15 protein-coding genes and 3 pseudogenes are annotated in these 20,925 nt (G+C 70.0%); 14 read left to right on the plus strand and 4 right to left on the minus strand.

Annotation, left to right across the window (positions count from 1 at the left end; translation table 11 throughout):
- Positions 1-54: 54 nt before the first annotated feature.
- From ACFY1U_RS36645 to ACFY1U_RS36665, 5 genes and pseudogenes are all read left to right on the plus strand, one after another.
- Complete coding sequence (locus ACFY1U_RS36645; protein ID WP_390698354.1) at positions 55-663, plus strand: hypothetical protein; 609 nt, start codon at positions 55-57, stop codon at positions 661-663.
- Positions 664-676: 13 nt separating this feature from the next.
- A complete protein-coding gene (locus ACFY1U_RS36650; protein WP_390698355.1) occupies positions 677-2,017 on the plus strand; it encodes a Dyp-type peroxidase in 1,341 nt (446 codons plus the stop codon).
- Positions 2,018-2,044: 27 nt separating this feature from the next.
- Entirely contained in the window at positions 2,045-3,133 is a 1,089-nt protein-coding gene (locus tag ACFY1U_RS36655; RefSeq protein ID WP_390698356.1) for a catalase family protein, read from the plus strand.
- Between the two features lie 101 nt (positions 3,134-3,234).
- On the plus strand, positions 3,235-3,861 hold the full coding sequence (locus ACFY1U_RS36660; RefSeq protein WP_390698357.1) for a TetR family transcriptional regulator: 627 nt from the start codon (positions 3,235-3,237) through the stop codon (positions 3,859-3,861).
- 102 nt (positions 3,862-3,963) lie between these two features.
- Positions 3,964-5,105: pseudogene (locus ACFY1U_RS36665) on the plus strand (protein kinase); the annotation flags it as partial.
- A 353-nt stretch (positions 5,106-5,458) separates the two neighbouring features.
- Here ACFY1U_RS36665 and ACFY1U_RS36670 read toward each other — a convergent pair.
- Positions 5,459-7,072, minus strand: a complete 1,614-nt coding sequence (locus ACFY1U_RS36670) for an MFS transporter (protein ID WP_390698358.1) — start codon at positions 7,070-7,072, stop codon at positions 5,459-5,461.
- 187 nt (positions 7,073-7,259) lie between these two features.
- Between ACFY1U_RS36670 and ACFY1U_RS36675 the strand changes: the two genes are divergently transcribed.
- Entirely contained in the window at positions 7,260-7,898 is a 639-nt protein-coding gene (locus ACFY1U_RS36675; RefSeq protein WP_390698359.1) for a TetR/AcrR family transcriptional regulator, read from the plus strand.
- A 35-nt stretch (positions 7,899-7,933) separates the two neighbouring features.
- Positions 7,934-8,704, plus strand: coding sequence for a DUF2993 domain-containing protein (locus ACFY1U_RS36680; RefSeq protein ID WP_390698360.1), 771 nt, complete (start codon positions 7,934-7,936; stop codon positions 8,702-8,704).
- Positions 8,705-8,706: 2 nt separating this feature from the next.
- Here ACFY1U_RS36680 and ACFY1U_RS36685 read toward each other — a convergent pair whose 3' ends face one another.
- The gene (locus ACFY1U_RS36685; protein ID WP_390698361.1) at positions 8,707-9,342 is read right to left on the minus strand and encodes a TetR/AcrR family transcriptional regulator; all 636 of its coding nucleotides are present in this window, start codon (positions 9,340-9,342) and stop codon (positions 8,707-8,709) included.
- A gap of 135 nt (positions 9,343-9,477) precedes the next feature.
- Between ACFY1U_RS36685 and ACFY1U_RS36690 the strand changes: the two genes are divergently transcribed.
- From ACFY1U_RS36690 to ACFY1U_RS36710, 5 genes are read left to right on the plus strand one after another with little or no spacing between them, the layout of a single operon-like run.
- On the plus strand, positions 9,478-10,620 hold the full coding sequence (locus ACFY1U_RS36690; RefSeq protein ID WP_390698362.1) for a VOC family protein: 1,143 nt from the start codon (positions 9,478-9,480) through the stop codon (positions 10,618-10,620).
- A 36-nt stretch (positions 10,621-10,656) separates the two neighbouring features.
- Positions 10,657-11,595 carry a fumarylacetoacetate hydrolase family protein gene (locus ACFY1U_RS36695; protein ID WP_390698363.1) on the plus strand — a complete coding sequence of 313 codons (939 nt, stop codon included), beginning with the start codon at positions 10,657-10,659 and terminating at the stop codon, positions 11,593-11,595.
- 19 nt (positions 11,596-11,614) lie between these two features.
- Positions 11,615-13,195 carry a bifunctional 3-(3-hydroxy-phenyl)propionate/3-hydroxycinnamic acid hydroxylase gene (locus ACFY1U_RS36700; protein ID WP_390698364.1) on the plus strand — a complete coding sequence of 527 codons (1,581 nt, stop codon included), beginning with the start codon at positions 11,615-11,617 and terminating at the stop codon, positions 13,193-13,195.
- On the plus strand, positions 13,192-15,159 hold the full coding sequence (locus ACFY1U_RS36705) for an acetoacetate--CoA ligase (RefSeq protein WP_390698365.1): 1,968 nt from the start codon (positions 13,192-13,194) through the stop codon (positions 15,157-15,159). The genes ACFY1U_RS36700 and ACFY1U_RS36705 overlap by 4 nt, the downstream gene beginning before the upstream one ends.
- Positions 15,156-15,500: a DoxX family protein gene (locus ACFY1U_RS36710; protein ID WP_390698366.1), complete on the plus strand. Its 345-nt coding sequence runs from the start codon at positions 15,156-15,158 to the stop codon at positions 15,498-15,500. The genes ACFY1U_RS36705 and ACFY1U_RS36710 overlap by 4 nt, the downstream gene beginning before the upstream one ends.
- Positions 15,501-15,858: 358 nt before the next feature.
- On the opposite strand, the pseudogene ACFY1U_RS36715 reads toward ACFY1U_RS36710, so the two are convergent.
- Both ACFY1U_RS36715 and ACFY1U_RS36720 read right to left on the minus strand, forming a co-directional pair.
- Positions 15,859-16,077 (minus strand): annotated as a pseudogene (locus tag ACFY1U_RS36715) (MMPL family transporter); the annotation flags it as partial.
- A gap of 143 nt (positions 16,078-16,220) precedes the next feature.
- The gene (locus ACFY1U_RS36720) at positions 16,221-17,384 is read right to left on the minus strand and encodes an epoxide hydrolase family protein (RefSeq protein ID WP_390698367.1); all 1,164 of its coding nucleotides are present in this window, start codon (positions 17,382-17,384) and stop codon (positions 16,221-16,223) included.
- Positions 17,385-17,485: 101 nt separating this feature from the next.
- On the opposite strand from ACFY1U_RS36720, the gene ACFY1U_RS36725 reads away from it, so the two are divergent.
- Together ACFY1U_RS36725 and ACFY1U_RS36730 are read left to right on the plus strand one after the other, a co-directional pair.
- Entirely contained in the window at positions 17,486-18,085 is a 600-nt protein-coding gene (locus tag ACFY1U_RS36725; RefSeq protein WP_390698368.1) for a TetR/AcrR family transcriptional regulator, read from the plus strand.
- A gap of 605 nt (positions 18,086-18,690) precedes the next feature.
- A pseudogene (locus ACFY1U_RS36730) lies at positions 18,691-20,903 on the plus strand (MMPL family transporter).
- The last annotated feature ends 22 nt before the right edge of the window (positions 20,904-20,925 follow it).

Below are 20,925 nucleotides of genomic sequence, written 5' to 3' on the forward strand. Positions count from 1 at the left end.
GACTATTTGTGGCGGTATCTGACGTATTGCCGCCCACGCCCAAAGAGAGGCGCCATGAGCGAGACAGACCTGCACGCCAAGTTCCAGCAGTTCCCCGATGCCGTCCGCGAGAAGGTCGAGACCGCACTGTCGGACGCGAAGATCGCCCTCAAGCTCAAGGCCGCCGAGATCCTCGCCGACAAGGCGGAGATGGCCGAACACGCCGTCACCACCGCCGGCCGGATCGGCGCCAAGAGCGGTGAGGTGTCCGAGCTGACGACGATCCTGCCGCTGAAGCCGAACGGCGCCGCGCGGCTGCGGAAATTCTTCGGCCTGGTCGGCGGGAACCTGGCGGGCGCAGGCCAGGTCGGCACCCTGCACAACATGCGGTTCGTGTTCCTCGACAACGACACGAAGTTGCTGTTCGCGACCGCCTTCGACGGCGAGTGGGACCCTTACATCGACGACTTCGCGACGAAGATCCCCGAGTTCATGGACTACCTGTTCAGCAACGTCGAGGGCTGGCCCGGCATCACCTCGCCGGACGTGAAGGAGTTCATCGTCAAGTACCAGATCCCGGCGGAGGCGTGGTTCGTCGCCCACCCCAACCTCACCGTCGCGGAGGGCCACCGGCTCAAGCGACAGGAGGCCGCCGTGCAGCGTTTCCTGTCGGACCTCAACTGAAGGCAGGCGCACCATGCCTTCCCCGCTGTTCCGGCGGCTGCGCCGTCCGCCCACCCTGGACCTCGACGACATCCAGGCGACTCTGCTGCGGGCCCGGCCCGAGCCCTACTTCGGCACCCACGCGATCCTGGAGATCACCGAACCGGCCGCGGGCAGGGAGCTGCTGCGACGGCTGGCGCCGCGGGTGACCTCGGCGGCGCGCTGGGACGAACCGCAGCCGTCCTGGCTGGCCCTCGCCCTCAGCTACCAGGGGCTGGTCGCACTGGGGCTGCCGGAGACGTCACTGGCCTCCTTCCCGGCCAACTTCCGCGCCGGGATGGCCGCCCGCGCCGAGCGGCTGCGGGACACCGGCGTGAACGCCCCGGACCGCTGGGAGTTCCCCTTCGGCACCCCGCGCGTGCACGCGGCTGTCACGGTCTACGCCGCGAGCGAGGACGACTGGCGGGCCGAAGTCGCCGCCTACGAAAAGGAACTGGGCGAGGTGCCTGGCGTACGACTGCTGTCGCACCAGGACTTCGCGGCCGACGGGTTCAACGTCTTCGGCTACCGGGACGGCTTCAGCCAGCCGGTGGTCGAGGGCAGCGGCGCCGAACCCCTGCCCGGCGACGGACGCCCCATCAAGGCCGGGGAGTTCGTCCTCGGCTACCCGAGCGAGACCGGTGTGCCGCTGCCCGTACCGGCTCCGGACGTCCTGGGCCGCAACGGCACGTACGTCGTCTTCCGCAAGTACCACTCCCATGTCGCGGCCTTCAACAAGTGGCTGCACGACAACGCCTCCACCGAGGCCGAACGCGAGCTGCTGGCCGCCAAGCTGGTCGGCCGCTGGCGCAGTGGCGCACCACTCGCCCTCTCGCCCGACCGCGACGCCCCCGCCATCGGCGAGGACCCGAACCGGATCAACGACTTCGACTACTCCGCCGACCCGCGCGGACTACGCACCCCGCTCGGCTCCCACATCCGCCGGATGAACCCGCGCGACACCAAGCTCACGGTCCTCACCGACGTCAACATCCGCCGCATCATCCGGCGCGGCACCTCCTACGGCACCCCGCTGCCCCCGGACCGCCTCAAGGACGACGGCCGGCCGCGCGGCCTGGACTTCATCGCCCTCGGCGCCCGAGCCATCGACAACGTCGAGTTCCTCCAGAGCGAATGGGTCGGCTCCGGCAACTTCATGGGCCTGGGGAAGGAGAAGGACCCGATGATCTCGCTCCAGGACAAGGGCGCCTACTTCACGGTGCCCGGGACCCCGCCGCGCCGGGTGCAGAACATCCAGTCCTTCAACACCCTGCTCGGCGGCGAGTACTTCTTCATGCCCAGCCTGTCCGCCATCCGCTGGCTCGGCAGCAACTGACCCCCACCCCGCGCGGAGGCACTACCCATGACCTCGTACGTCCGCTACAGCCCCGACCTCGAACAGCCCTTTCCGGACGAGGACGAACTCGTCCGCCAGGTCGTCGCGGCCATGGGCAAGGCCAACCAGCAGGTCGCCGACAAACACCGGCACGGCCTGCGCGACGCCCACGCGAAGAGCCACGGCGTCCTCGCCGGTGAGCTGCGCATCCAGCCCGACCTGCCCGCCCACCTCGCCCAGGGCCTCTTCGCCGAACCGGTCACCTACCCGGTGATCGTCCGCTTCTCCTCCGCCCCCGGCGACCTGCGCTCCGACCAGGTGCCCGTCCAGCGCGGCCTCGCGATGAAGGTGATCGGCGCCCCCGGGGCCCGCGCCCTCGACGACGGCTTCACCACCCAGGACTTCCTCCTCGTCAACCACCCCACCCTGCCCTTCGGCAACATCGCCGAATACGCCAAACTCCAGGGCATCCTGGAGAAGCAGCCCGGCCAGAGCGACCAGCAGCTCCAGCTCACCGGCGCGGCCGCCCGAGTGGCCGCCAAGGCCCTCACGCGCGTCGGACGTCCGCTGCCGCCCGCCGTCGAGACCCTGGCCGCCGCCAACGACCACGTCCTCGGCGAGACCTTCCACTCCATGGCCGCGCTGCGCTACGGCGACCACGTGGCGAAGATGTCCGCCGCACCCCGCTCGGCGAACGTCAAGGCCCTCACCGGCAGCCACGTCGACAAGAAGGCCGGCGAGTCGGCCCTGCGCGACCTCGTCGTCGACTTCTTCGCGGACAACAGCGCCGAGTACGACATCCGCGCCCAGCTGTGCACGGACATCGACCGGATGCCGGTGGAGGACGCCTCGGTCCTGTGGCCCGAGGAACTGTCACCGCACCAGACCGTGGCCGTGCTGCATCTGCCCGCCCAGGACGCCTACAGCGACGCCCGCCGCCGCTACGCCGACGACGTCCTTTCCTTCAGCCCCTGGCACGCCGTGGAGGCCCACCGCCCGCTGGGCTCGATCATGCGCTCCCGCCGCGCCGCGTACCCCGCGTCCAGCGACTTCCGGCACCGCTTCAACGGCATCGAGCCGCAGGAGCCGTCCGACATCAAGGAGCTGCCCGCCTGACCAGGTCCCGACCGCCCCCGGATGCGGCCGGGGTCGGTCGGGACTCGCGTGCCAGAATGGAGACGTCCATTCTCCGCCCTGGCTTCTTCGAGGTTCCTTTCGTGTCCCAGCCCGTCGGCCGTGTGCCTCAGCGACGCAACGCCCGGTCCAACCGGGCCCGCATCCTCGCCACCGCCCGCCAGGAGCTCGGCCGGAACCCCGACATCACCCTGGAGGAACTCGCCCGCGCCGCCGGCGTCGTACGGCGCACGCTGTTCGGGCACTTCCCCGGCAGGGCAGCGCTCCTGGACGCGCTGGCCGAGGAGGCCGCCGAGGCGCTTCAGGCCGCCGTCGCGGTCGGCGCGGGGGTGACGGAACCGGCCGACCGGGCGCTCGCCCACTTCACGTTGTCGCTCTGGCCCGTGGGCGACCGGTACCGGATGCTCCTGGCGCTGGCCCGACGGGACCTCGGCATGGACCGTGTCGCCGGGATCCTGGAGCCCGCCCGGGTCAGGGTCACGGCCATCCTGGAGCAGGGACAACGGGACGGCGTCTTCCACGCCCACCTGCCGGCCCCGGTGCTGAGCGTCGGCCTGGAGGCGATGACGGTCGCCCTGCTGGAGGAGGTCAACACCGGGGCGCTGGAGGACGACGGCACCCGGGTGGCCGTCACCACGCTCATCGCGGCCGGTGTGCCGGAGAAGCGGGCGCAGATCGTCGTGGACGAGGTGGCCGCCGCCGAGGAGTGAGATCACCCTGCAGTCCGACGTGACCCCGGTGCGCAGCGCCGGGGTCTTTCCGTGTCCGCCCTCACTTCTTTAGTTACCCCCGCATGTGCAATTATCTTGGCCATGAACTTCGGCGGACCAGACGATCTGGCCTTCTCCCACCCTGCGCCGGTAGCGGTCCTCGGCGACAGGTACGAACTGCGGTTGCTGCTCGGCTCCGGAGGCATGGCCGAGGTGCACCTCGCGCACGATCTCCGGCTCGACCGCAGCGTCGCGGTGAAGACTCCGCGCACCGACCTCGCCCACGACCCGGCACTCCAGGAGCGGTTCCGGCGGGAGGCCCAGTCCACCGCCTCGCTCAACCACCCGGCCATCGCCGCCGTCTACGACACGGGCGAACACTTTTCGTACGGGGCGCAGTTGCCGTACCTCGTGATGGAGTACGTCGACGGCATGACGCTGCGCGAGGCCCTGTACTCCGGACCACCGCTGACCGTCGCACGCGCCTGGAGGTGACTGCGGGCGTCCTGGAGGCGCTCGCGCATTCCCACCAGCACGGCATCGTGCACCGGGACATCAAGCCGGCCAATGTCATGGTGGCCTGGTCCGGTCAGGTGAAGGTCATGGACTTCGGCATCGCCCGTGACGCACGGGACGTCGGCATGACCCAGACCTCCCTGGTGATCGGCACCGCGCAGTACCTCTCCCCGGAGCAGGCGATGGGACACGACATCGACGCCCGCTCCGACCTGTACTCGGTGGGCTGCCTTCTGTACGAACTCCTCACCCTGCGCACGCCGTTCACCGGCGATTCGCCGATGGCGGTGATGTACCAACACGTCCAGGAGGAGCCACGGCCGCCGAGCCTCTACAACCCCGAGGTCGGCCCCCAGGTCGACACGATTGTCCTGCGGGCCCTGACGAAGGACCCTGCGTATCGCTACCAGTCCGCGCAGGAGATGCTCGCCGACGTCGTGGCGTACCTCGGGGCCCCGACCGTCCTGGACCGGGCGTTCGACGGCGGCGACGCGGATCCCGACGGCGACGACGCGGCGGAGAGGGGTCGCCGCAGAGGCAGGGCCGCGCTGGTCGGGCTGGGTGTCGCGGTCGTCGTCGCGGCACTCGTGCTCGGCTGGTTCATGTTCGGGCGCGGTACGGCCGACGACGGCAAGGCAGACGTACCCGATCTCGTCGGCCAGACCCTGGAGGAGGCCCGGCGCACGGCGGACAACGTCGGACTCACATCCGGCACAACCGCGCGGTGCCTCTTCCCAGATCCCCCCGCACCTGCCCCGCCCTTCCCCGAACGACTTGATCACCAGCTCCCCGACGCTGCACCGCCCAACTCGGCGTCAAGCCAGCCGTCCCAAACCAAGCCGCCCCCGAAGCACCCCCATAGCGCCTGATCTTCGACAATCATCCTGGAACTGGGCCCCATTGGGGTCACCACGGAGGTCCGCTGAACGCCGCCCCATCGACCCGGGACGGACAGCAAGAAAGGGGACGGTGCCAGGTGTCCCCTCCCGGCACCGTCCCGGGGCCGTGCGCCGCTCAGGCACAGCCCGTCATGGGGGTGATGGAGGCCGGAATCGGGGTTCCGGCCTCCGGTGTACGGGGCTCAAGCGCCCACAGTCTCGGTCTGCTCCTCGGTAGCCGGTGCCGCGTCTTCCTCACCGTGGTTGGTGGTGTGCTTGCGGCCGGGCAGGACGGCGATGACGATCAGGGTTCCGGCGGCCATGATGATGCCGCCGATGAGGCTGGTGTGGGCGATGGCGTGAGCGAAGGACTCGTGGACCGCTCCCAGCAGGGTCTGGGCCTGCTGGGCGCCGCCCTGGGGGTTCTTGGCGACCTCTTCGGCGACCGCGATGCCGCCGCCGACGGAGTCCTTGGCGGTGTCCATGGCCGCGGCCGGGAGGTGGCCGCCGACCAGATCGGTCAGCTTGTCCTTGTACGACGTGGCCAGCAGCGAGCCGAGGATGGCGATGCCCAGCGAGGCACCGAGTTCCAGGGCGGTGTCGTTGGCGCCGCCGCCGACGCCCAGCTCCGACTCGGGGAAGGAGCCCATGATGGTGTCGGTGGCCGGGGACAGGCTCAGGCCGATGGCGAAGCCGAGGAGCAGCAGGGGCGCCAGGAAGTCGGTGTACGTCGAGCCCGACTCGATCCGCGTGAGCAGGAAGACGCCCGCGGTGCCGATGACCATGCCGGTGCCGACCACTATCTTGACGCCCAGCTTCGGGGCGAGCTTGCCGGTGACCGCGGCGCCGACGAAGACCGCGCCGGCCAGCGGCAGCAGGCGGATGCCGGTCTCCAGGGCGTTGTAGCCGAGGACGAACTGCAGGAACTGGGTGGAGTAGTAGATCGAGCCGAAGGTGCCGAAGAAGAAGAACAGCACCGCCATCATCGAGCCGCCGAAGGGACGCTCGGTGAACCTGCGCACGTCCAGCATCGGGTTCGGGTGCTTCAACTCCCAGGCCACGAAGGCCAGCAGGCCCACGCCGGCGACGACGGCAGCGGTGATCGGGCCGACGCCCCAGCCGAAGTGCGGGCCCTCGATGGTCGCGTACACCAGGGAGCCGACCGACACGATCGACAGCAGACCGCCGACGTAGTCGATCCGGCCCATGCCCTCCGCCTTCGACGGCGGCACCAGCAGCAGCGAGCCTACGACGCCGAGGACGGCGATGGGGACGTTCACCAGGAACGTCGAGCCCCAGGCGTGGTTCTCCAGCAGCCAACCGGCGGTCAGCGGGCCGACGGCGATGGCGAGGCCGGAGGTCGCGGACCAGGCGGTGATCGCCTTGGCGCGCTCGGTGCGCGGGAAGATCGCGACCAGCAGCGACAGTGTGGCCGGCATGACGACGGCGGCACCGACACCCATGATCGCGCGGGCTGTGATGACGAGACTCGTCTCATCAACCAGGCCACCCATCACCGAACCGCCGGCGAAGATCAACAGGCCGAGGACGAGCGCGCCGCGGCGGCTGTACTTGTCGCCGATCGCGCCGAGCACGAGCATCAGCGCGGCGTAGGGGACGGTGTAGCCGTCGATGACCCACTGCAGGTCACTGCTGGACAGCCCCAGGTCCTTGGTCATGTCGGGGGCGGCCACGATCAGTGACGTGTTCGCCATGACGACGATCAGCAGGCTCAGGCACAGGACCAGCAGGGCCCACCAGCGCCGGTGGTAGGGCTCCGTCATCTTCTCGACGGGTGTGTTCGGAAAGAGCGGCATGGTCAGGCTCCTCGGCAGGAGGTGAAGCGGAGGCTTCGGGGGTGCGGAATCGATGGGATCGGTGCACGCGGGGCCAAGAGGGGCCCGGCACCAGGGGCAGCTAATTGCCCGTTGATGTGCAGACTAGTTTATTGCCCGTGGATGTGCAACTATCGACTCGCCCTCCCCCGTCAACCGGAGGTTCGACATGATCCACGCACACGTGACAGCCGCCCCGGAACGCAGACGCACTCTGCTCACGCGCGCCCGCATCCTCGAAGCGGCCCGGCAGGAACTCGGGCGTGAGCCCGACAGCAGCCTCGGTGACATCGCCCAGGCGGCAGGGGTGGTGCGCCGTACGGTCTATGGCCACTTCAACGGCCGGGCCGCACTGATGGAGGGGCTGGTGGAGGAGGCCACGTGGGCCCTGCGGCAGGCGCTCGCGGTCCCGCGCGCACCGGTGGCGGATGCCGTCACGGAGCTGGCGCGCTTCGTCCTCGCGGTGTGGCCCGTCGGAGATCGCTACCGCATCCTGCTCCGCCTCGCCCCTCAGGACCTCGGCGCCGATCGGCTCGCTGAAGTCCTGGCTCCCGCACGGGACATGGCGGAGGCGATCATCGGCCGCGGGCAACGGCAGGGCGCCTTCCAGACCGGTGTCCCCCCGGTCGTCCTGACCCGGGCGCTGGAGGGCTACCTGCTAGGGCTTCTCGACTGCGTGAACAGCGGGGGCTGGAGCGACGACGGCACCGGCACCGCGACCGCCGCCCTGATCGCGATGGGCGTGGCCGGAGACAGCGCTGCGGCGTGCGTCCACGGGCTTGTCCGGTCCGCGGGCGACGCCGCGTAGGCGCACTTCCCAAGCACCACCCGAAGAGGAGAACCATGTATCAGTCCCACCGCGACGAGGAGCCCTACTACGGCGACGGCTCCGTGTATGCGAGCCCCCCGACCCGGACCAGACGGCGCATGATCATCGCCGCCGCGTCCCTGGTGGCCGTACTGGTCGGCGGAGTCGCGGTCGACCGGATCGCCGCAGCTCGCGCGGAGAGCCGTACGGCCAAGGCGTTCCAGGACGGCATGGGAACCGCCGATCGGCCATCGGTGCACGTCAGGGGCTTTCCCGTACTGAACCAACTGGCTGCGGGCAGCCTGGACCATGTCGACCTGACCGCCCACGACATTCCGGCCGACGGCAGCACCCGGCCGCTCCCGGTGACGAAGCTGACAGTCGGGATGGACGGGCTGAAGACGTCGGGGAGCGCCGACGAGGCTCACGCGGACAGCGTCACCGCGACCGCGTTCCTGTCGTACGCGGACGTGTCGAGCGCGCTCGGCGTGCAGGTGTCACAAGGGGACGAGCCCGGCCGGGTCGACGCGACCGCGAGTCTGCCGCTCGTCGGCGACGTGACCGTGAGCGCGGCCGTCTCGGCGGCCGGCGGCAACCGCATCGCCTTCACGGACGTACGCGCGGAGCAGGGTGAACTGCTCCCGCCGCTGAAATCACTGCTCGACAAGGCCCTGAACGAGCCCATTCCGCTGCAGAACGTGCCCGAAGGGCTCCGTCTGCGGTCGGTCACCACCGGCGAGGACGGAATCGACGCCCGCTTCACGGGCCGCTCGGTCACGTTCCACCCGGACTCGTCGTCCGCGTGAGGTCAGGGGGCGTCAGGCAGCGGGCGTCGGGCGACCTCGTGCGCTTCGTCCGCGGGCAGGCCCAGCATCCGCAGGACCATCTCGGCGAGGTTGACCGCAGCCTCGTCGCCGTCCACCTCGGGGCGGGCGAACCGCAGCTCCACCAGGGACAGCAGGGTGCCGCCCAGTGCGGACAGGGCGACCACGGGGTCGACGGGCGTGAAGCGGCCGGAGGCGATGCCGACCTGGAGATCGCGCAGGGCGCGTCGGGCCAGTCCCTTGCCCGAGTGGATGTGCGCGAGGCCACGGCGGCGCAGGACCTGCATCAGCTCCGGGTGGGAGTCGGCCATGCGGGCACTGAGCCGGAAGCCGCCCGCGACCCGCTCCGCCGGGTCGTCGATCCCCGTCAGACGCTCGTCGAATTCCTGCCCGAACTCCTCGAGGGCGTCCACCACTGCCGCCTCGAACAGCTCCGCCTTGGAGTCGAAGTGGTTGTAGAAGGAGCCGAAGCCCACGTCCGCCCGCTCGGCGATCGCCTGGATGCTCGCGCTCGTGTCGCCGCTCTCGGCGAGTATCTGCCGGGCCGCTCGCACCAGAGCCCCACGGGTCTCTGCGCGACGTCGCTCGAACCGGTTGCTGGGCGGGGCTGACGTAGACATGCGCAGAAGTCTAACGGTTACCCCATGCAGATCGCAGTCCTGATGAATTCATCATTCCCTACGGCGAACATCTTGACGACAGAACTGTCACAGTTGATGATTTCCTCATTACGGCAATGTTGCTCGGAGGGCACCATGTCTGAAACACGCGTCAACGGGGACGTCATCACCGCCCACCAGGACCTCCACAGTGAGCAGGGCGCCCTGCGCGGCGAACACCCCGGCCGCTCCCGGAATCCCGTGATCAAGGTGGCGGACCTGGCCTGGCTGGAGTTCGAGAAGCCCGACCTGGACCGGGCGGAGGTCTTCGCCCGCGACTTCGGTTTCGGTGTCGCCGCCCGCACCGCGAGCGAGCTGTGGCTGCGGGGCACTTTCGCGGGCTCGCCCTGCATGGTGATCCGGCGCGGCCGCACGTCCCGTTTCATCGGTCCGGCGTTCCGCGCCGCCGAGCGGGGCGATCTGGACCGGCTGGCCCGAGCCACCGGATCGTCTGTACGGGACTCCGACGTGCCCGGCGGCGGCAAGGTGGTCGACCTGCTCGACCCGTCGGGCTTCCCGGTCCGGGTCGTGCACTGCGGCGAACAGCTGCCCGCCCTGCCGGAACAGCAGCCGCTGCTCCTGAATTTCGGCACGGATCACCGGCGTACGAACGCCACCCAGCGGCCGCCGCGCGAGCCGTCCCGCATCCAGCGGCTGGGCCATGTGGTGCTGGAGACGCGGGTGTTCGGCCGGGCCCTGGACTGGTACCTGGACACCCTCGGGATGATCGTGTCGGACTTCCTGTTCCTGGACGGGCAGCGCGGGCGCGGCCCGACGATGGCGTTCATCCGCTGCGACCTGGGCAGCGTGCCCGCCGACCACCACACCCTGGCCATGCATCTGGGGCCGGGCACGGGGTACGTCCACTCCGCCTACCAGGTCACCGACCTGGACTCCATCGCCGCCGGCGGCGAGTACCTCAAGGAGCGTGGCTACAAGCGCAGTTGGGGTATCGGCCGGCACATCCAGGGCAGCCAGCTCTTCGACTACTGGCGCGACCCCGACCACTTCATGCTGGAGCACTTCGCCGACGGCGACCTGTTCTCCTGCGACGTCGAGCCCGGCTGGGCGCCCATGTCGACCAGCGGCCTCGCCCAGTGGGGCCCGCCGGCCACCCGCGACTTCCTCGGCGCGAGCCCCTCCCCGCAGCGGGTCCGCGATGTCATCGAGGCCCTGCGCGGCGACAACGAGATGGACCGGGCACGACTGTTCGGTCTGCTCAAGGCCGCCAACTCCTGACCCCCGCACGCGAATCCCTCTCACAAAGGCACTGACATGAGCACCAATGTCCTGCGCACCGCCGACGGCTGGTGGGTCGTCCTCGGCGAACGCGCCGTCCCGGTCGACACCAAGGCCGCCACCACCACCGAACTGCTCGCCGAGCGCGACGCCGTACGAGAGGCGGCCCTCTCAGGTGACACGGGCACACCCGTCGCCGACCTGGCCGCCCTCTCGCCGGTCACCACCCCCTGTCGGGTGGTCGCCCAGATGGTCAACTACCGCAGCCACGCCCGCGATTCGGGCTTCAAGGGCGACATCCCGCCCGCCTTCTTCCGCAAGGCGTCCGGCTCGGTCAGCGGCCCGGGCGACGCCGTCGTCCGCCCCTCCCACGTGAAGTTCCTCGACTACGAGATCGAACTCGGGCTCGTCATGGGCGCGTCCCTGCCCGTCGGCACCGTGGTCGAGGAGCGGGACCTGCCGTCGTACGTCGCCGGACTGGTGATCACCAACGATGTCAGCGCGCGTGAGGTGCAGCTGACCAAGACGCAGTTCTACGAGAGCAAGTCGTACCCCACTTTCACGCCGACCGGTCCGTACCTGTCGTTGCTGGAGCCGGAGGACTTCGCCCATCTCCTCGACCTGCGGCTGAAGTTGAGCGTCAACGGCGAGCTGCGTCAGGACCGCACCCTGGCCGACATGATCGTCCGCCCGGCGCAGGCGCTGACCCTGCTGGCCCGCTTCCAGACCCTGGACGCCGGCGACCTGCTGCTCACCGGCACCCCCGGTGGCACTGCCCTGAAGGCTCCGCCGAAGGCCGTCGAGAAGATCGGCGCGCTCCTGCCGCCCGCCGTGAAGTGGAAGGCCTTCTTCAAGAGCCAGGCGAAGAACCCGCACTACCTGAGTCCGGGTGACGTGATCACGGCGACGATCGCGACCCCCGACGGCCGCATCGACCTCGGCGAGCAGCGCACGCCCGTCGCGGCCGCGAACTAAACCCCGAGGTGAGCCGCACATGACCGTCGATGAAGCCGCACGTGTGCCCGTCGTGATCGTCGGGGCCGGGCCGGTGGGCGTGACCGCCGCCCTCCTCCTGGCCCGGCGCGGAGTCCGCAGTGTCGTCCTCGAACGCCACCGGGACATCTACCCGCTGCCGCGCGCCGTCGCCAGTGACGACGAGATCCACCGGATCCTCCAAGCGGCGGGCGTCGGTGAGGAGTTCGCCGCGATCGCCCGCCCGGCGAAGGGGCTGCGGCTGCTGGACGCCCGGCACCGGGTGATGGCCGAGTTCCGGCGCAACGAGCACGGCCACCACGGCTACCCGCAGACCAGCATGTTCGACCAGCCCGAGCTCGAACGCGTACTGCGCGACGCCCTGGCCCGGCGCCCCGAGTGCGAACTGCGCGCCGGCGTGGAGGTCACCGGCGTCGGCCCGGACTCCACCGGCCCCGTCCGTGTCACCTACCGCGACGACACCGGCGACCACGAGCTGTGGGCCGACGCGGTCCTCGGCTGCGACGGCGCGGGCAGCCTCACCCGCGAAGCCATCGGTAGCGCCTGGGAGGACCTGCGGTTCGAGGAACGCTGGAAGGTCATCGACGTCGACACCACGGGCCCCGTCCGCTGCTGGGAAGGCGTCGACCAGATCTGCGACCCGGCCCGGCCGGCCACCTTCATGCGCGTCAGCGAGAACCGCTACCGCTGGGAGTTCCGGCTCGGGGAAGGACAAGAGACGGTCCGTGAGCTGATCGCCCGGTGGCTGCCGCCCTCGTACGACGGGGACTTCGAGGTGGTCCGCGAGACGCAGTACACCTTCCGGGCCCGCGTCGCCGACCGCTGGCGCAGCGGACGGGTCTTCCTGCTCGGCGACGCCGCGCACCTCACCCCGCCGTTCATCGGACAGGGCCTGTGCTCGGGACTGCGGGACGCCTACAACCTCACCTGGAAACTCGCCCTCGTTCTCCAGCAGGGCGGCGACGAACGGCTGTTGGACACCTACGAGAGCGAACGCAGGCCGCACGCACGGCATGTGGTCCGCCTCGCGGTCGCCATGGGCTGGGCCATGACCGGCGGCCAGGACGGCGCCGCCGCGATCCGCCGCAGGGCACTGGCCGCGGCCTGCCGCATACCCGGCCTGACCGAGCTGGCGGGCCGCGACCTCAGCCCGCCCCTCACCGCCGGGCCCCTGGTGCGGCGCAGAGTCCGCCGGGGGCTGGTGGGCACGCACTGCCCCCAACCGTGGGTGAGCGTCGGTGGACGGCACACCCGGCTCGACGAGGCACTCGGCGATTCCTTCGCCGTCCTGACCGCCACCGAGGCCGGCCCTTCCCTGACCGCGCTTGCCCACAGTCTCGGGGTTCACGCCGTCCCGGTGACCGACCTCGGCGACGACGGCACCCTCGCCGCCTGGCTGCGCGCCGGACGGGCGGAAGCGGTCCTGCTGCGGCCCGACCGCGTCGTGATGGATGTCGTCCCGTCGGGCGGCCGCGACTTCACGTCGACATCCGCCTGGGCCGCCCTCCTGCACACCACACGACGCCCTGTCCCTTCCGCACGCACGGCCCCGAAAAGCCTGTTGAGGAGTACGACGCGATGAGCACGCCCTTCTTCACACCCGATCCGGAGACGGCGACCACCAGTCGCATCGCGGACTTCGCCCGGCTCCAGGGCATGGACCCGGAGGACTACGCCGCCCTGCATCAGTGGTCGGTCACCGACCTGGAGGGCTTCTGGGGCGCGGTGTGGGAGTACTTCGACATCAACGCCGACACCCCCTACGAGCAGGTGCTGGCCGAGGAGCGGATGCCGGGCGCCCGCTGGTTCCCCGGCGCCACCCTCAATTACGCCCACCATGCCCTGCGTAACCTGGCCGACGACGACGTGGCGATCATCGCCCTCGACGAGACCGGTGCCGGATACGAGGTGACCGGCGCCCGGTTGCGTGCCCTGGTGGCGTCCGTGGCCGCCACCCTGCGCGACCTCGGCGTCGGCAAGGGCGACCGGGTCGTCGGCTATCTGCCCAACACCCCGCACGCCATCGTCACGTTCCTCGCCGCCGCGAGCCTGGGCGCCGTGTGGTCGGTGTGCGGTCAGGACTACGCCCCCAAGGCCGCCGCCGACCGCTTCGCCCAGCTCGAACCCACCGTGCTGATCGCCGCCGACGGCTACCTGTTCAACGGCACCACCCACGACCGCCGCGACGCGGTCCTCGAACTCGCCCACGCCCTCCCCACGTTGAAGGCGACCCTGCTGGTGGACCACATGGGCCTGCCCTGGCCCTCGCAGGCGTACCCGTCCCTGGTGGTCCCCTGGGAGGACGCCTCCACGCGTACCGAAGCGCTCACCTGTGTACCGGTCGCGTTCGACCATCCGCTGTGGGTCGTGTTCTCCTCCGGCACCACCGGCCTGCCCAAGGGCATCGTCCACGGCCACGGCGGCGTCCTGCTGGAGCACCTCAAAACCCTCGGTCTGCACTCGGACCTCGGCCCCGGCGACCGCCTCCTGTGGTACACCACCACCCACTGGATGATGTGGAACCTGGTCGCCTCCACCCTCCTGACCGGCGCCACTACCTGCACCTACGACGGCAGCCCGGCGCCCTTCGCCAAGCTCGACGTCCTGTGGGAGCTGGCCGCCCGCCACCGTGTCACCGTCTTCGGCACCAGCCCCCAATACCTGCTGGGCATGGCCAAGTTCGGCATCGACCCCTCCACGCACGACCTCTCCTCGATCCGCGTCGTCGGCTGCACGGGCTCCGCCCTCCCCGCCTCCGCCTACCCCTGGGTGCGCGACCACGTCGGCGAGCACGTCCTGCTGGCCTCCATCAGCGGCGGCACCGACATCGTCTCCGGCTTCGCCGGCAGCGCACCCAACACCCCCGTCTGGGCAGGCGAGTTGTCCGCCCCGCACCTGGGCGTGGCGCTGGCCGCGTACGACGCCGAGGGCTTCCCCGTCATCGACCAGGTCGGCGAGTTGGTGGTCACGCGCCCCATGCCGTCGATGCCGCTGTACTTCTGGAACGACCCGGAGGGCACCCGCTACCGCGACGCCTACTTCTCGGCGTACCCCGGGGTGTGGCGACACGGCGACTGGATCACGGTCACGAGGCACGGCTCGGTGATCATCCACGGCCGCTCCGACAGCACACTGAACCGCAACGGTGTACGGCTCGGCAGCGCCGACATCCATGACGTCGTCGAACGTCTCCCCGAGATCGCCGAGGCCCTGGTCATCGGCGCGGAGGAGCCGGACGGCGGCTACTGGATGCCGCTGTTCGTGGTCCCGGCAGCCGGGGTGACCCTGGACGACACCCTCCGCGAGAAGATCCGCGACGCCGTCCGCACCGGCGCCTCACCCCGCCACGTCCCCGACGAGATCCTCGAAGTGCCGGGCATCCCGCACACCCGCACCGGCAAGAAGCTGGAGGTCCCGATCAAGCGGCTGCTCCAGGGCGCCGCGGTGGAGCAGGTCGTCAATCCGGCCACGGTGGACAGCCCCGAACTCATCGTCCACTACGCCCGGCTGGGCAAGGAGCGCCGCAAGGGCAGGTCCGCCTCATGACCACCGTGCTCGCTGTCGCCCTGTCCCTGGTCTTCCTTCCACTGGGGCTGGCGAAGCTCGCCTCGGCGCCGTTCATGCGCCAGGCGGCGGCCCATCTCGGCATGTCGGTACGGCTCTACCGCGTCGTCGGCACGCTGGAAGTGGCCGGGGCTGCCGGACTGCTGACGGGGCTGACCTGGACGCCGCTGGGCGTGGCCGCCGCGACAGGCCTCGCCCTGCTGATGGCCGCCGCGGCGGTGGTCCACCTGCGCCACGGCGACCCGCCGCCCCGAGCCGTCCCGGCCGCCGTACTGGCCCTGATCTCCTTGACGTACGCGGCAGCGGCGATGGCCGCCGGCTGACGCGTCCTTTACGGCCGGGCATGGGCGGACCGCTGTGAGGGTGGCGGCCGCCCCTCCCGGCTCCGCGCGGGCTGTCATCGCACTCCGGCCTTCCCCTCCCCCCGAGGCCGGGGCGGCCCGCGCCGACGTCCGGGGCCTGCGAGACCGGCTGGGCTCGACAGGCCCCGGACGTGACACCCCGCTTCCGGGGATGCCAGTCGCGCTTGAGGGCAGTGGCGGGCGTCTCGCTCGGCTGTGCCGGGGACTTGGGCAGATCACGCCCTTCGATGTCCACGTTCGGCAGGATCTTCCGCAGACCACGCGGCAGCCACCAGCCGGCCCGGCCGACCCACATGAGCACCGCGGGCACGAACGTCATCCGGATGAGGAAGGCGTCGACCAGGACCCCGAAGGTCAGGGCGAAGGCAAACGGCTTCACGATCGCGTCCTGCATCGTGACGAAGCCCGCGAAGACCGCCACCATGATCAGCGCGGCGGTGGTGACCACCCAAAACACCAGGGGTGAGCCCTTCAGGACGGCCCGGCGGGCGTCGCCGCCATGGGCGTACTCCTCGTGGATGCTGGAGACGACGAACACCTCGCAGTAGAGCAGCTGGGAACGACCTCCAGGTGGAACCGGTCGAGCAGCTCATCAGGGGACTCCCAGAGTCGTGCTCCGGACCCGACCTTCACCGGCAGGGAAGACTCGCTTATTGCCCGCAGCTGAGCTCGCCGTTGCCGTCAGGAACGAAGGGTGCGCAGGCCTGTGCGGATCTCGCTGACAAGGATCTCGGGCTGTTCCAAGGCCGCGAAGTGCCCGCCCCTGTCGGCCTCGCCGTAGTGGATCAGATTGCTGTAGGTGTCTTCGATCCAGCTACGTGGCACGCGTGGGATGTCCCTTGGGAAGACCGTCACCGCGACCGGAAGCGTCACCTTCGGGCCGGCGAAAGTGAGCGACTTGTTCTCCCAGTAGATGCGGCCTGACGACGCTGCGCTGTTGGTGAACCAGTAGAGGGATATCGCATCGAGCATGTCGTCGATGCTGAGAGCGTCCTCGGCGAGCCCGTGGTTGTCGGTCTTGGACTGGAACTTCTCGTAGATCCAGGCCGCCTGGCCGACGGGAGAGTCCGCCAGGGCGAATCCGACCGTCTCCGGCTTCGTGCCCTGAAGGTGGTTCGACCCACCGAGATCACCGGCGTAGAGGGCGAGGGTCTCCACGGCGTCGCGCTGTGCGGGCGACAAGGTGTCGGGTATCTGAGCGGGAAAGGCGTACTGGGTGTTCAGATGAATTCCGAGAAGCCCCTCAGGTTGCATCGCCCCGAGGGCAGTGGTGACGACGGCACCCCAATCGCCGCCTTGTGCGGCCCATTTCGTGTAGCCGAGACGCTTCATCAGCTCCACCCATGCGCTCGCAATGCGCGAGACGGTCCACCCGGTCTCCGTGGGCTTCTGGGAGAACCCGAACCCGGGGAGCGACGGGACGACGACGTCGAATGAGTCGGCGGCGTCCCCTCCGAACGAGACCGGATCGGTCAGCGGGCCGATCAGCTTCAGGAAATCGAGGCTCGAGCCAGGCCATCCATGCGCGAGGATCAGCGGCATCGCGTGGGGGTTCTTGGACCTGACGTGGATGAAGTGGATGTCCAGCCCGTCGATCTCGGTCAGGAACTGAGGGAAGCGATTGAGTTCGGACTCCAAGCGCCGCCAGTCGTAGCCGCGCTCCCAGTGCTCGACCAGAGACCTGGCGTTCTCCACGCGAACCCCTTGCGACCAGTCGCCCACCGTTTCCGGATCCGGCCACCGGGTTCTGGCCAGTCGCTGCTTGAGGTCGTCGATCTCCGATTCCGGGATCGAGACGGTGAACGGGCGGATGAGGGCCGAGGTGGGGAGCGTCGGTGCGGTCATTGCCTTCTTCTCTTCTCATGAGCTTCGAAGGGCAGCGCAACTCTCGCTGCACACTGCTGTACAGTCAATCTCACTGTACACCCGTGTGCAATACTGGTGCCGTGCCCACCGAGTCCTCCCGTATGCGCTCGATGAACGAGACACGCGAACGCATCCTCGACGTCGCCCTCGATCTGCTCGGAGAGAACCCCGACGCCGGAATGGGCGAGATCGCCTCCACCGCCGGCGTCGTCCGCCGCACCGTCTACGACCATTTCCCCTCGCGCCTCGACCTGGTCCGGACACTCACGGAACGGGCCGTCGCCGAGATGACAGCCGTGCTCACCGAAGTCAACGCCTCCGGCGCGGAAGCGGACGCGGCGTGGGTCGAATTCATCGCCCGCCTCTGGCCGGTGGCGCACCGGTACCGAGTGCTGCTGGCGCTGCGCCGAGGCGAGTACGGCGAGGCGATCCACGCCCTGCTCGGGCCGGTCGACGAGCTCCTCGCCGACCTCGTGAAGCGGGGCCAGGACACCGAGGTGTTCGCACAGCACCTGCCGGCGGGCATTCTGAGCCAGGTCGCCTACGGCGTCGTGTTCGCCATCGCGGACAGCGACTTGTCGAACGCGACCCCCGGCGCCCGAGCAGCGACGATCACGAGCCTGCTGATGCTGGGAGTCCCCGAGACGCGCGCCCTCGCTCTCGTGGGCGACCAGGCCTGACCCGCAGTACTCAAACGGAGTCGCGGAGCCAGTCGGGTTCTGGTACCGCAGCGCATGGGCGATCTCCCGCATCTCGTAACGCCCCTTGAGGGTCCGGCGACCTGTTGTCGATCTTGCTCCGGCAAAGGATCGCTTACGAGAACTGCGGCCCTGTGTCCCCGTGTCCGAATGTGCAGCGTGCTATGTCCCAGGGACTGTGGGTGTGCGGCTCAGGGCCGCTCCCGTGCGGAGATCTTGGAGGAGTTCGGGCGCGGTCGGGACAAGGCGTCAGAGCTGCAACCGGGCCAGAGCTTCAGCCATCACCTGGGCGAGGGTCGGCATCTCGTCCAGCGGCGTCACTCTGCCGGGAAGGCTCGGCGGGCAGGTCTGGACCCAGCCGGGCGACAGCGACTGACTCGGTGAGGGGACGGCTGGCGTACCGCAGGTGGCGAAGGCCGTCCTCCTACCGACGTAGTACACGGGGGCTGCTCCTTGAGGATGAGGCGAGGGAACTGCTTTGGTGCGGGCGCACCAGGTGAGAGTGCGGGCGGTGGGACGATGCCCCGGCACCCCTCTCCGGGCCAGGCTGGTGACTCACCCGAGACCAGACCTGGAGATCCGTTCCCGTGGCTACTTTGCTCTATCGGCTGGGCCGTACCGCCTTCCGGCGGCGCTGGCTCGTGGCGTTGTTGTGGGCGGTGATCCTGGGCGGCGTCGGCTTCGGTGCCGTCAAGGCTCCGGCCGCCTCCGACAGCGGCACGTCCTTCATGCCCGGCATCGAGGCACAGAAGGCGTTCGACCTGATCGGGGAGCGCTTCCCCGGCGCCTCCGCCAACGGCGCCAACGCGCGGATCGTGTTCGTCGCGCAGCACGGCGAGAAGGTGACCGCTGCTGTCAACCGTGCCGCCATCGACACCTTCGTCAAGGAGGCCGGCGGCGCACCTGAGGTCTCCGGCGCCGTGAATCCCTTCACCGCGAAAGCGGTGAGCAGGGACGGCTCCACCGCCTACGCAACCGTCAACTACAAGGTCAAGGCCGCCGACCTCACCGACACGGACAAGACCGCGCTGGAGAAGGTCATCGACCAGGCCCGTGCCTCCGGCCTCACGGTCGAGGTCGGCGGTACGGCGCTCGCCGAGCAGGCGTCGGCGGGCGGCTCGTCCGAGGCCGTCGGCATCGCCCTCGCCGCAGTGGTCCTGCTGATCACCTTCGGCTCCCTGGCGGCCGCCGGGCTGCCCCTGCTGACGGCCGTCATCGGCGTCGGGACCAGCATGCTCGGCATCATGGTGCTGGGCAGCACGTTCGGCCTGACCGCGACGACGGGGACGCTCGCCTCGATGCTCGGACTGGCGGTCGGTATCGACTACGCCCTCTTCGTGGTCTCGCGTTACCGGGAGGAGCGCGCAGGCGGGCACGACCCGGGCGAGGCGGCCGGCCTGGCCGTCGGTACGGCCGGTTCCGCCGTCGTCTTCGCCGGCCTCACGGTCGTCATCGCGCTCGCCGGGTTGTCCGTGATCGGCGTGCCATTGCTCACGAAGATGGGCCTGTGCGCGGCGGGCGCAGTCGCTGTCGCCGTGCTGATCGCCCTCACCCTGGTCCCTGCCCTGCTCGGCATGTGGCCCAATGCCGTCCTCTCCCGCGCCACCCGCAAGCGCGGTCGGCCGAAGCCGCAGACGGACAATGCCGGTTCGCGCTGGGCCCGCTTCGTCCTGCGCCGCCCCCTGGCCGTGCTGGTGCTGTCCGTGGTGGGCCTCGGCGCCCTCGCCCTGCCCGCCGCGCACCTGGAGATGGGCATGCCGGGCGCCGAGTCCAAGCCGACCTCGTCCACCGAACGGCGTGCCTACGACGACCTCGCGCACGGCTTCGGCGCGGGCTTCAACGGACCGCTCACCGTCGTCGCCGACGTCAAGGGAGCCCACGACCCCAAGGCGGCCGTCGCGCGGATCACCAAGGAGATCACGGGTACGCGCGGCGTCGTGTCCGTGTCCGTCCCGCGTTTCAACCAGGCCGGCGACACGGCCCTGCTCTCGGCGGTCCCGGCCACCGGCCCGAACGACGAGAAGACCAAGGACCTCATCCACACCATCCGGGCGGAACGCCCCGCCCTGGAGCGCGAAACCGGCGCGACCTTCAAGGTCACCGGCAGCACCGCCATGGACATCGACGTCGCCCAGGCCCTCCAGGACGCGCTCGTGCCCTACCTCGCCGTCATCGTCGGCCTGGCCCTCGTCCTGCTGCTGGTGGTCTTCCGCTCCGTGCTCGTCCCCGTCAAGGCCGCCTTCGGGTTCCTGCTCAGTGTGCTGGCCGCCCTGGGCTCGGTGGTCGCGGTCTTCCAGTGGGGCTGGGGCGCGGGCCTGCTCGGCGTGGAGCAGCCCGGGCCGATCATGAGCCTGATGCCGATCTTCCTGGTGGGCATCGTCTTCGGCCTGGCCATGGACTACGAGGTCTTCCTCGTCGCCCGGATGCGGGAGGTCCACGGCGACCGGGCCCCGCACGCGGTCGTGACCGGCTTCCGGCACAGTGCGCGGGTCGTCGTAGCCGCGGCCGTCATCATGATCGCGGTGTTCTCCGGGTTCGTCAGCGCCCAGAGTCGATGATCAAGACGATCGGTTTCGGACTCGCCGTCGCGGTGCTCTTCGACGCCTTCGTCGTCCGCATGGCGATCGTGCCCGCAGTCCTCGCCCTGCTCGGCGACCGCGCCTGGTGGCTGCCCAAGTGGCTCGACCGGCTCCTGCCCCGCGTCGACGTCGAGGGCTCCGAGCTCACCACAGAAGCCGCCACCCATGGCACCGGGCCGGACGATCTCCGGCCGCTGCCGCTGGAAGGGACCCGGGTCTGATGCCCGTATCACAGGTGGCGGC

It is taken from the genome of Streptomyces sp. NPDC001351, assembly GCF_042896045.1.
Classification (GTDB): Bacteria; Actinomycetota; Actinomycetes; order Streptomycetales; family Streptomycetaceae; genus Streptomyces.